Here is a 16,331-nt window from a genome sequence, read left to right on the forward strand (position 1 = left end):
CATTTAGAAGAAGCGAGAACTACTCACCCTATTGTAACGATTAAATAAATCAAACCTCAAGAAAATTTCATGTGAACCACTGTTATAGTTCTTAAGCTTAGATGTATCCGCATCATAAGAATAACCTATAAACACATTATCATTTACCTGAAATCCAGCTAAAGCGCTAACAGAAGCATCCCATCTGTAAGCCACTCCTAAAGTGAACTTTTCTACAAACATAGCATTAGCTGTAATATCCACCTGTACAGGGGCACCACTAACGGCTTTTGCTAATAAAGCAGGTTTAAATTTCACTGTTGGAGATACATCAAATACATAACCTGCTGTTAAATAGTAATGTGCTCTTTGCTTTATAAGCTTTGTACCTTCCTCTCCCTTAACATCTGTATCTAGAAGATGAGGAATGGAGAACCCTACATATCCTTTTTCAGAATACAAGAATAAACCAGCTCCAATGTTTGGATTAAACTTATTTTTTAAATCTTGTCCCCCATTCATATTTGGGTCATCTGGGTTCTCTAGATTTAATCGAGAATACTCTATACTAAATAAATTACCAGTTCCCTTTAAACCAAAAGCAAGTTTTAAATCATAGTTTAAAGACACAGTATAAGCAAGGTTTACCGAAAAAGTATTCTCGGTGGTTACACCAATCTTATCATTGATAAAGTTTACCCCAACCGATAAATTAGTATCTCCAATTGGAGAATCAACCGATGCATTTACTGTTTTTGGAGCACCATCCATTCCAACCCATTGGGTCCTATAGAGTCCAAAGACACTTAGATGTCCTCTAGATCCTGTGTAAGCAGGGTTAATATTGGTTGTATTATACATGTACTGTGTATACTGTGGGTCTTGTTGGGCCAAGCCCTGTATTGATATACACATGAAGAAACATAGTAGTACTAGTCCCTTTATCTTTTTAATAGTAATTTTTTCTTTCATCACGCATTTAGTTGTTTTCTAAGTTCAAATAACCTGCTTTCTTAATCCATCTTGTTCCATTAGCATCAGTAAATTCATATTTTACGACATAGAAGTAGGTACCCGAAGGCAATTTTCCACTTGACCTAACTCCACGACCTTCTGCCATTCCAGTGAACACATTTTCACTTCCATCTCCATTTTTGTCATAATTGGTTGTACTAAACACAGTATTACCCCATCTGTTAATCACCTCAACACTATTGTTGGGATATTTACTAATATTTTTAATAGTAAAATAATCATTAATTCCATCCCCATTCGGACTAACCCCATTGTAAATAATAACATCGGTATCAGTATCGGTCTCTTTCTCAGAAGCAACCCCTAAGGTGAAAATCCCCTTAGCGCGAACTTCTGTTGTTGTAGTTACAGTTTTAGTTTGAACATCGGAAACTCCAGATTCATTTACCCACTTATCTAGCACCTCATCCCACCACATTATTCTAAGCTTATTCTCACCACCTCTAGCTATAATTTCTCTTGGTGTTGTAGCCTCATTCCAACTCAAAGAAACAATCACCCTTCCATCCACAGCACTGGTATCTATTTCCCAATATTCTTTATCGTTAATAATATCAATTTGCTCATCCTCTTTTGCATCAAAAGGTCGGGAAGCGTTTACTGGATTTTCTCTTACATACTGAACTGTATAAATATCCTTACTAGTACCGCTTTCTCCTAAAGCCATTCCTCTATAGTATTGGGAATCTCCTACGGGCATTTCAAAAAAGAATTTACCTTCTTTCTCTACCTTCCCTGAAACATGTGCCTCATCTCTTGCCCCTTCATGAGAAGAGTTTTCTAAAAAAGTAAGACTTCCCTCGTTTGGATGAACATATAAGATACCATTTACAAAATAAGCTTTAGAAGCAACACTTAAAGCATTTTGAACAGAAATCCCACTGTCAGAGTTAAAGTAAACCTCATTGAAAGAAGTAGGATTGACCCCTCCTAAAATAAGTTGTCGATCTCCAGTCTTAGCAAAACTAACCTTACCTAATTTCAAACTAGAATCAAAATCAAAGATCCCTAGATTTTCAAAATCATTAAAAAAATGAATCGACCCATTATTTATAAACATATCGCCAGGTTTGACTGCTTCATTAAAGAAATCAGACTCCACCCCTACTTCTGTCCCTGGACTAATATAAAAGACTCCACTATTGGAAAAAACATTACTATTGGTTTCTTGTGCAAAACTACTTATTGCCAACAAGCTCACTGTTAATAAAACCAAACCACTAAAGACACGTTCAATTTTCATATTGCATTTTTCTTATGATTTCTAAACTCACTAAACATTTAAAAGCTTTCTTATTTATACACTTAAACTAACTACAATTAAGAATAAATCACTTTTAAATGTAAAATTAACAAATTAAAACAAACTTAAAAATAAATTTTAACATATATTAATAAAATTCATTCAATTAAGCCCATTAAACCTCTATAATAGAAGCGAAATTAAACGTATATTACTGACAATCAGTTTATTAAAAAAGTTAAAACAATTTAAAAATAGGAAAATAATTCAATTTTACTTTTTTACTCATTTTGACATTCTACCTATAAAATCGTACAATAAGTATACTTTGAATTATCAGATAATACCTCCTGATAAGTACCTTTATCAATCTCCTTCGAATTATACTATGCCTACATAAGATGGCACATTGCCATAACAATAAACAGGTTTAAAGTCGGGATTTATGAAGAATCCTCTTTTATGGAATAACAAGAATGCAATAGTACTCTCATGAATAAAAAGTAAAAAAATCAATCGAAAGCTATTTATAGCTATTGTCTTTTTTACTTAAAAAACAAATAAAAAAAATAGAGGCCCTTAAAAAAAAGAGCCTCTATTAAAGCTAGTTTCTGAGTTATTTTACATCTAACAGAAAGATATTTGAAAAAAAAAAGATTGTTGCTCTTACTATTCACTGTCTAAAAGACTACAAATAGTACTTTGAAAGCGAGCAGATTTATACCTCCTGGAAAAAAATGAAGTATAAGCTATAAAATAAAGGTGGACACCTTTTAAGTTATTAAAACATTATTATATTTCCTGTTTATACTTAACCTCTTATAAAGTTTAGAAAGCACAAAATGCCTTAAATTTTATAGTTGCTCAAGGTTATCGTAAAAGAAAATTAACTAATAAAATATTTTTTGCCGATCTATATTATCTTTTAGAAATACCACTTAATAATTAATTCCTTTGCTTTTAAATAAACTTTCACTGTATTATCTATCTACAAATATCCTAGTACCATGTTAAAATCATGGTGCAAATCTTTAGTCTGCACGTCTTTCCCTAAAAACTGAAACCATATGGAAGTTTGCTGACATTTACAGTACAAAAAGAAAAACCTATTTTTAAACTATTAATAAAATACAACTAAGATTTATAATGAGAAGATCTTTGTTCATCCATATATTGGGAAGGAGACAGATTCGTATACTTTTTAAATGCTCTAAAAAAGGAAGTTCTTGAATTAAATCCACATCGCTCGGTTAACTCCGAAATAGGAATAGTGTAGTTTTCCTGGTCCATGATCAAAAGGGCATACTCTATACGCTTCTCATTTACAAAACTATTGAAGTTCATCCCATACAATACACTAAAGGCTTGAGCAATGTGGTATTTTGGAATACCTGATAAAGAACGTAACATCTCTACATTAAAATCCACTTGTTTGTAATATTGCTTCTCAATGGTATAATATTCAATTTTACTTTGGCAAGCTTGAAGGTATTCCTGAGAAAGCTGGCTTTTAATATATTTTGTAGCTACTTGAGCCTCCGTTGTATTCTCTTGCAGAGTATTACCTACATTGTTACCTGCTTTGCTCTGATAATCGTCTACTTGTTTTATTTCATTTTGCTCTTCTTTGGAAGAAGGAATACTGATCTTTTGACGACAATAATTAAAAATTAAGAAGGATAATATTAACATACCATAAATCACCTTATCCATATCATTATTAGGAATTGCATTATATACCCCAATGGCTATAATAATAATAGCCATAAAAAGCATAAACCATATGATTCCTAATAAAAACAATCTAAATTTAATTTTAAAAGTAGCTTGCATTAAAAACACATACCCATATATACCGTAACCGATCAACAAAAAACCTGTTAGAAGATATAGCCATAAATAATAGTATACTAAAAACTTCACACTTAAACTATCTACAAAGAAAAGTGCACCTATATATAAAACACTTACTAATACCGGCAAGATAAAGTGATAACGTATCCTGTTATTAGCAGGATTACACCCTTGAGTGTCTTTACATAAGCCCGTTATAAAATAAAAAAAGAAAGGACCGTAGTAAATAATAAAAGGAGCGCCAAGCCCTAGAAAAACAATAGACTTGAAAAACACTTTACTTATTATTAAAAAACAACAGTCAACGATAAAGAAAATTAAAAAATGTTTTAAAGCTTTTTGTGCAAAACTAGAACGAACTAAATAGCTATTAATAAAATATGATATAGCACCGAAGATAATCGTTAAGCTTAGAATAATTATAAAAATATAGTTTTCCATCATACTACATTAAATTACTAAAGCATTACTTCTATAAACTGAAGGGGTTAGTCCAACAAATAATTTAAAATACTTATTAAATGTACTCTTAGAGTTAAATCCGGACTCCTCCATGATTGCCTCGATGGTTAAATTTTGATTCTCTTGTAGAAGTACCTTCGCATAGTCAATACGATACTTTGCTATTAGTTGACTAAAGTTAATGGCCAACTCCTTATGAATAACCTCAGAGACTTGCATTTTGGTTAATTGAACGAAAAAAGCTAAATCTTCCAAGTTAAAACTAGGGTGTAGAACTTGCTTATTGGTTTGTAAAAAAGCAAGAATAATAGATGCTTCAGGAGATAATTCAATCTTTTTCTGGGCTGTTTGCCAATTAGGCTCTTGTTCTACAACTTCTTTTTCTAAAGGATTTACTAAAGTAAATTTACCCATGCAGTAGGAAGTAATAACCAAAAATAACAGGCAAATCAAAGAAAGGATAAAACTCATAAAAGCATTCTCTATTACATGTGGGACCTCAAAATAATACAACAAAAAGTAAAGTCCTTGCACAATAGCGAAAGCTCCCATAAAATTACTGTAAATAATAATCAGGTTAACATGGGAAGTTTTCTTACTATCCTTATTAACTAGTAGACTCTTGGCAGAAATTAAAAAACAATAAGCCATTAAATAGCAAATCTGAACAAGTAAAAAACTTAGTTGATGATAGAAGAACTGGGCTGTAATTAGAACAGCAGCACCTAAAAAATGGGCTAAAACCAGAATATTAGATAATCTTTTAGATTTAATAACAGATTCAGAGTAAAGATATACTACTGGAACTGCTAAGTAAATAACAGTAATAGAGCTGTGTAATAAACTTAAAACACATTGCAAGCTACAGCTCAAAATTACAATGCAAAGCAACAAGGGAAAGCCCTTGTGGGTTTGTTGTTTTGTTTTTAAATAATTAATCGCATTCATGGTAAGTAAGGTTTGTTAAACTCACTTTAGAACACACTTTTTTTACTCCTATCTTTTTCAAAAGGAGAGTATTATAAATCAATAAAACACTTTAAAGTGGGGACAAACATTACACTAAGAAACTTATATAGTGAGATGTTTTTCTAAAGTTGTACAAAATTATTATTTATATTTTAAAAAGTACGCGATTGACGATTTGTTAAATTCGATTTATAAAAAAGCAAATCTTTAAATAAAGAAGACATCACTTTCCTTTTATTTTTAGATATATTAAGTAATTAATACAAATCATTTGCCAAAAACACTAAATTTTTCAAATGATTTTCCACTACATTAACATAAACAAAGCAGATATAGGTATATAAAAGGAATAAAAAATCTTAAAATCATTTAACATAAATAAATATTAAAGAGATATTCCTCTACATACAAAAAAACGCTTGCCAAAAGTCTTAATAAAATGAACCGTTCTTTATTTCTAAAATCGCACAACAGGCACCTTTTTGAAAATTACTTCTCTATTAAGACAAATAATTCACAAAAAGTCACAATTATTTCAAAATTAAAACTAAAAAAAGCACACTTCGCCCTAAATAAATCTCTATAGAGTTAAAAACAAGGTACTTACACCACTACATTTTTTAATTAATGTTACAAAACATTATTGCTTTTATTACTAAATAATACTTTTAGTAAGCCAAGTATTCCAAATCTTTTGAACTGTTTGTTGTATTTGTGTATTACTATCCTTAAAACTAGTAAAATGACTAGCTTGTGTTTCATCATTTTGATGGTGATAAATCCATACGCTAAAACTTTTATGCCATCCAGGAGAGTTAAGCAAACCAAAAAAGCTCTTCTTATTGTAGGAAATTTCTTCAATAAGAAACTGAATTGTAATTTGCTGATCATTCAAATAGACTGAGATATAAGTTTGATAACTGCTATTGGTTTGTTCACTTACTAAATGCCTTGGCGATACACTAATATGTATTTGATCATCTATCCACATGCTTAAAGGATGTTTCCAGTCCCTTAAAACCAATGCCAAACTATGCTCCAAATAAAGACTATGGTCTATTCGCTGGTCAAAAAGACTATATTCTTTCTGCTTATGTGGCTCCTTGTGATCCATCCAATCTTTTAAGCGGTGCATTGCTTGTCTTTCCATAACTCCAACTACGTACTCTTTAGGTATATCCTCTATCGTGGAAGCATAATGAGCATTATCGGCAAAGTTCTCTCGAATTAAACTAAAATACTGTAGTGCCAATACTTCCTTCTTTAAGCCATGATAACTCCATCCAAGAGAAAACCAATAATTTACTTTACCCACAATAGGTGCGTTTTCTAAAAAAGTATCGTACTCGAAAAAATTATTAGTCAGTGTAATACACAATTCATATTGGTGCTTTTGATACCTTATATAGGAAAAGACCTCAGCTGCTATATAGATCATTTGCTCTACAAGATCTTGGTCTTGTATCTCTTGGTCTAAGAAATCTTTTGTAAGTAGCTGGAAATGACTAAGTACCTTTTCTTGGTCGTCCATTTCAATATAGCAATTTACAATACTAGATTGTACTCTTAGCCATTCTAAAGTAAAGGTAGGATAATAGTCTAATAATTCTTTTAAGAACCACTCACAAGAGGCCGTATCACCTATAAAAGAACTCAACAAAAACCCGTTGTGAAGATTTTCTCTTAGAGGTTCAAGCTCAAATCCTTTTTTGTGCAGCTCAACGGCTTTATTAAAAATAGGTTCTTCTTTATTTGTTTGTTCTTCTAATAGAGCAATATTATAAACACAAGTTCCAAAAGCATTACATACCCAAGAATAACCCTTTTTATTATTACTTACTTTACTTCCTGTACCAAATTCAAAATAAGTGTGAATCACTTCTAAAGTATGTTGGGATATTTTCAAGGTTTCTTTAAAGTAAGATAAGGCTAAGTCCCTTTGATCATTATTCAAAAAATATTCGGCTCTTTCTATAAAAGCTAGAGCTAGCATACATCCTGAAAAACCATCTAACTGAAAGCTAAAGTGCTTTGGTGTTATCTCTAAGGCAAGACAAGTTTCAAAATAGTAAAAGTAATACTCATTTTGAACCACAGGATGATTTTGAAAATAGATCTCTAGAAGACTCCATAGTTTTAGATAGTTTTTTTCACATGAGATAAAGTGTTCTATTTGCATACGCAAAACAGCCTCAGAACTAGTTTTAGCATCCAATTTCAACCATTTTGAAAAACGATTGGAAATTTGTTTACTAGTGACTGCCTTAAAATATTTATAATTTCTTATTTCTATGCGGTATAATAAACCAATTAAATCTACACTTAGGTCCAAATCCTTCTTGTGAAAATGTTTTTCTAATTCTCTACCAATCTCCACATTGCGATCTTCAGAGAAATAAGTACAAAAACGTTCCAAATAATCATATGCTTTGGGATAATTTCTTTGTTCTAAGTATAAGAGGCCAGCTTCATAAAGAGCCAAGTTATGGTCTGGATAATGTTCCAAACACAAGGAATAATAATCCATTGAGTTATCTATCTTATCCATATCTTTATACAAAAGAGCCAGCATATAATAGGTTTCGGCAAACTTATGATCCACCAAACTATAGTTTTCCTGGGCTAAGGATAATACTATCAAGCGATCTTCTAGACTTTGAATAGCTTTCTGAGGCAAGTGTAGCTTGTGCTCATAAATCCAAGCCTGATAATGGTATGCTTGTAAGACAGTTTGTAAATCTTCTTTAAAGTTCTCGATAATAAAATTAGCTGTTTCTAACATTATAGAAGTATCAAATAAAACTGGGCCGTCATATATCTTTATCTTCCAAAACAAAGCTTCTTTATTATATGGATCACTTTGTAATACTTGTTGAATCAAGCCAATAATCTCTTGTGATAATTCTTTGTTCCTTACATAGCCTTGAGGATCTTGTTCTTGTCCAGAACCTATGGCAATTAGGTTAAAATCTATTTGATTATAAAGGTCTTTAATTTGCTCTAATAGCGCTTGATTATCGTTCATTTTCTTATAAATACTATACCTAACTCCTATTTTTTCTTTACTGCTTTTCTATTTAGCCATATAAATACCTAGGCTATCTTCTAAAGAACTAGAAGTTTTCTATTTCAAAAGTAAAGTTAGTATTATTTATTGCGTTAATAAACTAAAATGACTTGTTTTAAAGTTATAACCTAACCTAAAACAAAAAAAAATAGGCTAAAGTAGTCCTGAATGGCGCTATTGTTCTTCTTATAAAAAAAGCCAAGTAAATAAAATTTACTTGACTAGTATAAGGTAAGAGAAACAACTATTGACAAAAACACTAAATTAGGGATTAATGCTTTTTTTCCTTTTCAATATAATCATATGTTCTCTTTTCATTGAGTAACTTTTCTTCTTGCAAAAATTCCTGTGGTATAACTTTCAAAAAAGAAGGATGTTGCTCTATTGCAAGTTCGACATTTTCCACAATTTGTTCAATAGTATCGTTTTGATAATCGATATCCAATGGAGGTTTTACCACAAAGGATTGTAGTATACCCTTTTTCTTTAAATGAAGTCCTTTTTTATCAAAAGAACGTCTAAATCCATCAATAACAATAGGTACAACAATAGGTTTATAATCTTTAATTATATGTGCTGTCCCTTTTCGAATTGGTTTAAAACTCTTGGTTGTCCCTTGCGGAAAAGTAATTACCCATCCATCTTGCAGAGCAATTTTGATATTTTCTACTTGAGCTTTATTTACCTTTTTTTTCGTTGTTAATTCCTGTCCTTTACTTCTCCATGTACGGTCCACAGTAATAGCTCCTACATAAGATAAGATCCTAGGTAAGATACCAGAATTCATCGTCTCTTTAGCTGCTACGTAATAAATATTTAATTTAGGATTCCAAATGTACATCACATTCTTAATGGTGTCGCTTCTTCCTTTTAAACTAGCATTAAAAACGTGAAACATAGCAACAACATCTGCAAAATAGGTTTGGTGATTGGATATAAACAAAACATTCTTATCGGGTAAATTTCTAAGAATTTCCGATCCTTCAATTTGTAAGTCATTGAAGCCTCTAAAGCGTTGATGCGTAGCAAAACCGAATATCCTTATAATCCAACGCTTTATAAAAAGCAAATGACCAAACGGATTTCTTTTAAACAATCCCATAATAGATGTAGATTAATACAAAAAGCAAATTTACTACATTACTAGAGTTATATTCGTTTGTTTAATAAATATTTATCACTTTATATGCTAATTCCTTTAATATAAATCCCTTAACTAACCTTATTCTTTATTTAGGTAAACCTATACAATCAACTTAAACCATAAAGGCTTTTCAAGGCTTCTCTTAATTCACTTAACATCATAGCAGTAGCGCCCCATATAATAAAATCTTTGTATACAAAAGCAGGCACATCTAAATAGGTTCCATAACTTGTTGTACGACCCACATGTTGAATAATACTAGAGGATAATAAATCTTTTACTGGCAATTCTATAACCCCTGCTACTTCATCATAATTACATGCAATATTAGGAGTTTGAGTTAAAACTCCTAAATAAGGCTGTACTATATAGTTACTCGCAGGAATATATAGCTTTGTAAAAGCTTTTATATCCTGTATACTAGTGGGATGTACCCCTATTTCTTCATAAGTTTCTCTTAATGCTGTATACTGTAAATCCTTATCTCCTTTATCCATAGCCCCACCAGGAAATCCTATTTGACCAGAATGTACTCCTGTAGAAAGTGCTCTTTGTATTAGTAAGATAGACATCTGTTTGTCTTTAGGATACAATAACATCATTACAGCAGATTGCTTAGCATTTCTATGCAATTGTTCGTCTATATAAGATAGTTTTTGACGATTTGCAGGCATCATTATAGCTTGTGCGGGAAATCCCAGAGGTTTTAGACGTTTAATTTCAGGGATCTTATGCAAAAAAGAATCAAATGTCATAAGTTTGTACATTATAATTTCACTTAATTAAAAATACAACTTTAAATCCATGTTTAGCAAAGAAGAAGCACAAAGAATTAAAAAAGAGTTTTGGATAGAATTTGCCCAGGCTTATCCCAGAAAATGGCTACTGCACAAAACTAAAATAAAAGATTTTGCCTTTAAATTTTATTGCGATAACAAAAAAGCTTTTGTTCTATTAGATATAGAACCTAGAGATGCAGAGAAAAGAAAAATCTATTTCGAAAAAATGGAATCTTTAAAAACAATCCTTACAGAGGATTATATTCCAGAGGCTATTTTTGAAAGAGAGTTCTATTTAGAAAATGGTAAACTAATTTCAAGAGTATGGGTAGAATTAACAGGTATATCCATTAACAATAGAAATTCATGGCCTGAGATTTTCGATTTCTTTGAGAAAAACATGGCAGCTTTTGAATTATTTTTTTACGAGTACGAAGACTATTTAAGAGATTTAGAAATAAACACCTAATTTAGTTGTATATTTCAGTTACTTAATATAATACACACCCATGCATTTTAAACTTTCTTTATTACTTATCTTTTTCTTTTGCTCTTTAACCTATAGTCAATCTACACAAAAAAGCATAGAACTAGATACCCTAAGAAGCCAAATGCAAGGTGCCTCCCCTGATTTTGATTTTCTTACTGACACTATTCATAATCATACCATTGTGACAGACCAACCAAAGACACAAGTAGGTAAGTTAATCAAAAGAATGTTTGTCAAGAGTAAAAGTTCTAGTCAAGGAAAAGCTCCAAATATTAGTTTTGATAGAGATTTGGCTCTTGGAGAAGGTAAAATCATACGAAATATAGACATTGTAACCCTTGATCCTTTTGGATTTTCTGAATTAGATACTTTGCAAGTTCCCACTACTAAAGCAGAAAACTTGGGAAATCGCCTACATTTGAAAACCAAAAAATTTACAATCCGCAATTTTTTACTGTTTGAAAAAGGCAAGCCTTTTGATTCCTTAATGATTAAAGAAAGTGAGCGTTTAATCCGTTCTCAACGCTATGTAAAAAGAGTACTTATTTACCCTATTCCTACTTCTTCCCCAGATTCTGTTGATATTATGGTAAGAGAGCTTGATTATTGGACCATCTATCCAAGTGGATCTATCTCCACGAGCTCGATGCGAATTCGCCTTACCGATAAGAACTTTGCCGGCTTAGGTCATGAATTAAGTATGCAATACAGAAGGCGTATAGATCAAGATAAGCAAGGTTACTATTTCAACTATAGAATCAATAATATTCAAAGAACATTTATAAGAAGTGAATTATTATATGACTCTGATGTATGGGGAAATTATCGAAAATTCGCCTTAATAGATCGTCCTTTCTACTCTCCTTATACAAAATGGGCAGGAGGTTTTAATTACACCCAAAGATTCTCTAGAGACTCTTTAATTGGTGTAGATGAAAAATATAGCTTTGAGGCTAGAAAATATAATCAATATGATACTTGGGTGGGCCACTCTATCCCTCTTTACCAAAGAATCAAAGACAACACAGTAATCACTAACTTAAGAGCTGCTGTTCGTTATTACCAAAGAGATTACATTGATAGACCAGATCATAAATATGATACAATAGGCTATTTTTCCAACTCTAAAACCTATTTAGCAACACTTGGAATTAGCTCTATTAATTATATACAAGACCATTATATCTTCACTCATGATAGAATTGAAGATGTAGCTGTTGGGAAAATCTTCTCTATTACAGGTGGTTTTAATAACCAATTCAATAAAACTAGAAGTTATTTTGGAGCAAAATTTGCCATGGGAAAATACACCAATTTTGGTTATTTAGCCTCTAATATAGAATGGGGTAGCTATTTTTTAGGGAAAAAATCAGAACAAGGAGCCTTGCGCCTAGATGTCACTTACTTTACTAAATTACTTTTGCGTGGCAATTGGAAATTTAGACACTTCATAAATCCTAGTTTTATAATGGGCTATAATCGCTATGGTCACATGGAGGATCAATTGCGTTTAGAACAGGTAATTGCCGGAATACGAGCCTCCAAAATTAGAGCAGCAAGAAGAGTTTCTCTGTCCTATCAATGGCAAGCTTATGCGCCTTATAGTTGGAAGGGCTTTCATATTAGTCCCTATGTAAATATAGAAGGGGCTTTTGTAGGATATAAAAACCATGCCTTTTTGGACGGTAAATTATATTCTCGTTTAAGTATAGGCTTTGTAGCAAGTAATGAATATTTGGTTTTTAGTAGTATAGCTATTTCTTTAGTTTACTACCCTACTATGCCAGATTCTCAAAGAGCAGTATTCTATGCCAATGGTAGAAAATACGATATGGAATTACCTGACTTTAATTATGGTAAACCACAAACAGTGAATTACTATTAAAAAAAGCTATTATCTTTTAAATATAATAGCTTTTTTAAATTCTATATTGTTATAATTCAGATTGCTTTAAAGACAATTCATAGCGCTCTAAATTAGTTTGCTCATAAATATATTCCAAGATATCTATGTCAAGTTGAGTTAATTCTACATTTCTTCTTTGCATCACCACCTTCATGGTTTGCACTGCTTTCTTAAAGTCATATAACTCCTCTTGATCAACACCACCCCATGTGAAGTTGTTTAAAAAAGTTTTAGGAAATCCTCCTCCATAAATACTACAACTAACCCCAACTACACTTCCAGTATTGAACATAGTATTGATTCCACATTTACTATGGTCTCCCATTAACAATCCACAAAATTGTAACTTAGTATCTTCATACTTTTGCTGTGCCATATTCCATACCTTCACATTAGCATAGTTATTCTTTAAGTTGGAGTTATTAGAGTCGGCACCGATATTACACCACTCCCCAAGTACTGCATTACCTAAAAATCCATCATGTCCTTTGTTAGAGTAACCGAAGATGACACTATTGCTAACTTCTCCGCCTACACGAGACTCCGGTCCAATAGTGGTTGCACCATATATTTTAGCTCCCATCTTTACTTGGGCTCTCTGACAAAGTGCAAAAGGCCCTCTAATTAAAGATCCTTCCATAATCACAGCATCCCTACCAATGTATATAGGTCCTTGTGTTGTATTCAAAGTAACACACTCTACTATTGCTCCTTGCTCTAAGAAAACATTTTCTCTAGGACCAATAATATTAACTGTTTTGGAAATAGGTTCTGAAATTTCACCTTCGGTTAGTAAAGCGAAATCTTGCTCTATAGCTAAATGGTTTTTCTGAAAAATATCCCATTTATTTTCCAGTTTTTCCAATGCTCCATAATAGGGAATAATTTGATAAGAATCAAAATCTACCTCCTCTTGATTATCTTGGGTGAAAAAGGCAATAATATCGTCATTATAAACGATAGCTTGATTCACTTGAAGAGCTTTAATCTTATCTACTAAGCCTTGGGTAGGAAGAAAACAAGAGTTGATCATTACATTGTTTTCAAGCTCCACCATAGGGTATTTTAAAGACAAATACTCTTGGGTCAAAGTAGTAGTTGTGTAACCTAAGTATTTCTCCCATTTTTCGCGAATAGTTAATATACCAATTCGCATATCTGCAACTGGACGAGTAGAGGTAAAAGGTAAAAAATTATCCCTTAAATCCCCATCAAATAATATATAATTCATAGCACTTGTTCTTTAGTATAACATTTTATCAAAGTTAACTAAAGTTGTAACAAGTACCGCCTATATGACAAAAAAAAAGAGCCTCTAATAAAATTAGAAGCTCTTTCGTATAATTTAAAATTCAAATTATTTTTTGAATTTAGCATATTTAGTTTTGAATTTATCAATACGTCCTGCAGTATCGATAAGTTTAGATTTACCTGTATAGAATGGGTGAGATGTACGAGAAATCTCCATTTTAAACACTGGGTACTCTACACCATCAACTTCGATAGTTTCTTTTGTATCTACTGTTGATTTTGTGATGAATACGTCATCATTTGACATATCTTTAAACGCTACTAATCTGTAATTTTCTGGGTGAATACCTTTTTTCATGATAAATCTGTTTTAAATTATGAGTTACTTTTCGTCCCGAAGCTTTCTGTTTTTCAAGAAAGGTGTAAACGTCCAATAACTTTTTTGTTACATTTATTTACTTTTCAGACCGCAAATTTACAACTAAAATTGAAATAACAAATAACTAATGGACTTTTATTTGTTTTTTTTGTTACAAAAACAAATTTATATCCAAACCCAAGTCTAGGATTCTATAAACCAATTACACCTTTATTTCTTCTAGCCCCCTACCGCTATTACATTTTAATTACTAAAAAACATATATATACAAATAAAATGTTTACATACACGTCTTTGTTTGTAATAAAAGTTTTATCATATTTGACACATATTTTATTTTAAATAAAATTTCACATAACATATAACTGACCTAAACAAACCAATTCAAATGAAAAAAAACATTATCACCTTCCTATTTTTACTATTTTTTGTTGCTATCTGGGCACATCCCGACCAAAAACAAGTAGAAAAGGCTTTATACAATCTAAAGAATGTAACCTTTACACAGCTAGATTCTGATGATGACTCTGTTTTAAAGTACAAGCTTAAAGTCAGACAACCAATCGATCATAATGATGAGTCAAAAGGTTACTTTGATCAAAGTGTATATTATATACATAGAGGATTTGATCGTCCAACAGTAATGGAAACTAATGGTTATACTTTGTCACATGGACAAACTGAATTGCCTAAGTATTTTCAAACTAACTACCTTAGTGTAGAACATCGCTATTTTGGAGATTCTACCCCTAAAGATACTCCTTATGAATACTTAACTTTAGAACAAGCCACAGCTGACCTTCACCAAGTAAATCAATTATTTAGAGAATTATACAAAGGTAAATGGATTTCAACAGGAATTAGTAAAGGAGGTCAAACTACTATCTTTTACAAATATTTCTACCCAGAGGATGTAGATGTAGCAGTACCTTATGTTGCTCCATTTAATAAATCTCTAGAAGACCAAAGAATCTATACTTTTTTAGATACAGTTGGTTCAAAGAAATGTCGCGATGCTATTCAAAAAGTACAAACAGCTTTATTTGAGAATAAAAAACAGATTATAGAAAAATTGCGTTGGTATGCTAAAGGAGCACGATTAAAATTCGATTATATTGGTGGTTTAGATACTGCTTATGATTTAGCTGTATTAGAATATGACTTTGCTTTTTGGCAAGGAGGAAATGATTGCGCTACTTTACCTAACATCAAAAATATTGACCAATTAACAGATGATTTTCTAAAAATCAGTAATATTGACTTTTTTAGTGATGCAATGATTAAAAAATTTGCTTCACACTACTATCAAGCAGGAAGTCAAATGGGATATTATGGATACGACATTACTCCATTTAAAAAATACGTTTCTTTCAAAGAAAATCCATCTGCTATTCACATGCCAGAAGGTACATCAACGGATAGTTTTGACAATAGCCTTATAATTAAGGTTCAAAATTGGCTGGATAATGATGCTAATGGAATCCTATATGTTTATGGAGATATTGATACTTGGAGTGCTACAAGAGTAATTCCAAGTGACAAAGTTAACTCTAAGGCTTATATGGTAGAAGATGCTGATCATTATAAGGCTAGAGTTGGTAATATGAATCCGCAAATGCAACAAGATTTTTTCGACACATTTGAAAAATTCACTCAATTAAAACCAATCTTGGATTAACTTTCACTTAGTAGTTTATCCCTTACTGGTTTTAAAGCAAGTACTTTATCTTATATGATGAAGTACTTGCTTTTTTTTTGCCTTATAAAAATCAA

General features: G+C 31.5%; 12 protein-coding genes. 3 read left to right on the forward strand and 9 right to left on the reverse strand.

Annotated features, from left to right (window positions below; genetic code table 11):
- Nucleotides 1-3: 3 nt before the first annotated feature.
- From ACYSNX_RS02210 to ACYSNX_RS02240, 7 genes are all read right to left on the reverse strand, one after another.
- Entirely contained in the window at nt 4-951 is a 948-nt protein-coding gene (locus ACYSNX_RS02210) for a PorP/SprF family type IX secretion system membrane protein (protein ID WP_461753053.1), read from the reverse strand.
- 7 nt (nt 952-958) lie between these two features.
- Complete coding sequence (locus tag ACYSNX_RS02215; RefSeq protein ID WP_461753054.1) at nt 959-2,257, reverse strand: gliding motility-associated C-terminal domain-containing protein; 1,299 nt, start codon at nt 2,255-2,257, stop codon at nt 959-961.
- A gap of 1,134 nt (nt 2,258-3,391) precedes the next feature.
- Complete coding sequence (locus ACYSNX_RS02220; protein ID WP_461753055.1) at nt 3,392-4,387, reverse strand: helix-turn-helix domain-containing protein; 996 nt, start codon at nt 4,385-4,387, stop codon at nt 3,392-3,394.
- Between the two features lie 174 nt (nt 4,388-4,561).
- Nucleotides 4,562-5,521 carry a helix-turn-helix domain-containing protein gene (locus ACYSNX_RS02225; protein WP_461753056.1) on the reverse strand — a complete coding sequence of 320 codons (960 nt, stop codon included), beginning with the start codon at nt 5,519-5,521 and terminating at the stop codon, nt 4,562-4,564.
- Between the two features lie 676 nt (nt 5,522-6,197).
- Nucleotides 6,198-8,567, reverse strand: coding sequence for a tetratricopeptide repeat protein (locus tag ACYSNX_RS02230; RefSeq protein ID WP_461753057.1), 2,370 nt, complete (start codon nt 8,565-8,567; stop codon nt 6,198-6,200).
- Nucleotides 8,568-8,880: 313 nt separating this feature from the next.
- Nucleotides 8,881-9,711, reverse strand: a complete 831-nt coding sequence (locus tag ACYSNX_RS02235; RefSeq protein WP_461753058.1) for a lysophospholipid acyltransferase family protein — start codon at nt 9,709-9,711, stop codon at nt 8,881-8,883.
- A 149-nt stretch (nt 9,712-9,860) separates the two neighbouring features.
- Entirely contained in the window at nt 9,861-10,508 is a 648-nt protein-coding gene (locus tag ACYSNX_RS02240) for an NUDIX hydrolase (protein WP_461753059.1), read from the reverse strand.
- A 49-nt stretch (nt 10,509-10,557) separates the two neighbouring features.
- On the opposite strand from ACYSNX_RS02240, the gene ACYSNX_RS02245 reads away from it, so the two are divergent.
- Nucleotides 10,558-11,001, forward strand: a complete 444-nt coding sequence (locus tag ACYSNX_RS02245) for a DUF4268 domain-containing protein (RefSeq protein ID WP_461753060.1) — start codon at nt 10,558-10,560, stop codon at nt 10,999-11,001.
- Nucleotides 11,002-11,041: 40 nt separating this feature from the next.
- Nucleotides 11,042-12,907: a hypothetical protein gene (locus ACYSNX_RS02250; RefSeq protein WP_461753061.1), complete on the forward strand. Its 1,866-nt coding sequence runs from the start codon at nt 11,042-11,044 to the stop codon at nt 12,905-12,907.
- 49 nt (nt 12,908-12,956) lie between these two features.
- Here the strand turns inward: ACYSNX_RS02250 and ACYSNX_RS02255 are convergent, their stop codons facing one another.
- Nucleotides 12,957-14,159 carry a GlmU family protein gene (locus tag ACYSNX_RS02255; RefSeq protein WP_461753062.1) on the reverse strand — a complete coding sequence of 401 codons (1,203 nt, stop codon included), beginning with the start codon at nt 14,157-14,159 and terminating at the stop codon, nt 12,957-12,959.
- 126 nt (nt 14,160-14,285) lie between these two features.
- On the reverse strand, nt 14,286-14,537 hold the full coding sequence (locus ACYSNX_RS02260) for a type B 50S ribosomal protein L31 (RefSeq protein ID WP_155035842.1): 252 nt from the start codon (nt 14,535-14,537) through the stop codon (nt 14,286-14,288).
- Between the two features lie 409 nt (nt 14,538-14,946).
- On the opposite strand from ACYSNX_RS02260, the gene ACYSNX_RS02265 reads away from it, so the two are divergent.
- Nucleotides 14,947-16,236 carry a S28 family serine protease gene (locus tag ACYSNX_RS02265; protein ID WP_461753063.1) on the forward strand — a complete coding sequence of 430 codons (1,290 nt, stop codon included), beginning with the start codon at nt 14,947-14,949 and terminating at the stop codon, nt 16,234-16,236.
- Nucleotides 16,237-16,331: the final 95 nt, after the last annotated feature.

It is taken from the genome of Myroides sp. LJL115, from assembly GCF_054871665.1.

Bases quoted from the DNA above. Each gene is read 5' to 3' on its own strand.
- ACYSNX_RS02210 (WP_461753053.1), bottom strand. From the start codon at position 951: ATGAAAGAAAAAATTACTATTAAAAAGATAAAGGGACTAGTACTACTA.
- ACYSNX_RS02215 (WP_461753054.1), bottom strand. From the start codon at position 2,257: ATGAAAATTGAACGTGTCTTTAGTGGTTTGGTTTTATTAACAGTGAGC.
- ACYSNX_RS02225 (WP_461753056.1), bottom strand. From the start codon at position 5,521: ATGAATGCGATTAATTATTTAAAAACAAAACAACAAACCCACAAGGGC.
- ACYSNX_RS02230 (WP_461753057.1), bottom strand. From the start codon at position 8,567: ATGAACGATAATCAAGCGCTATTAGAGCAAATTAAAGACCTTTATAAT.
- ACYSNX_RS02235 (WP_461753058.1), bottom strand. From the start codon at position 9,711: ATGGGATTGTTTAAAAGAAATCCGTTTGGTCATTTGCTTTTTATAAAG.
- ACYSNX_RS02240 (WP_461753059.1), bottom strand. From the start codon at position 10,508: ATGACATTTGATTCTTTTTTGCATAAGATCCCTGAAATTAAACGTCTA.
- ACYSNX_RS02245 (WP_461753060.1), top strand. From the start codon at position 10,558: ATGTTTAGCAAAGAAGAAGCACAAAGAATTAAAAAAGAGTTTTGGATA.
- ACYSNX_RS02250 (WP_461753061.1), top strand. From the start codon at position 11,042: ATGCATTTTAAACTTTCTTTATTACTTATCTTTTTCTTTTGCTCTTTA.
- ACYSNX_RS02255 (WP_461753062.1), bottom strand. From the start codon at position 14,159: ATGAATTATATATTATTTGATGGGGATTTAAGGGATAATTTTTTACCT.
- ACYSNX_RS02260 (WP_155035842.1), bottom strand. From the start codon at position 14,537: ATGAAAAAAGGTATTCACCCAGAAAATTACAGATTAGTAGCGTTTAAA.
- ACYSNX_RS02265 (WP_461753063.1), top strand. From the start codon at position 14,947: ATGAAAAAAAACATTATCACCTTCCTATTTTTACTATTTTTTGTTGCT.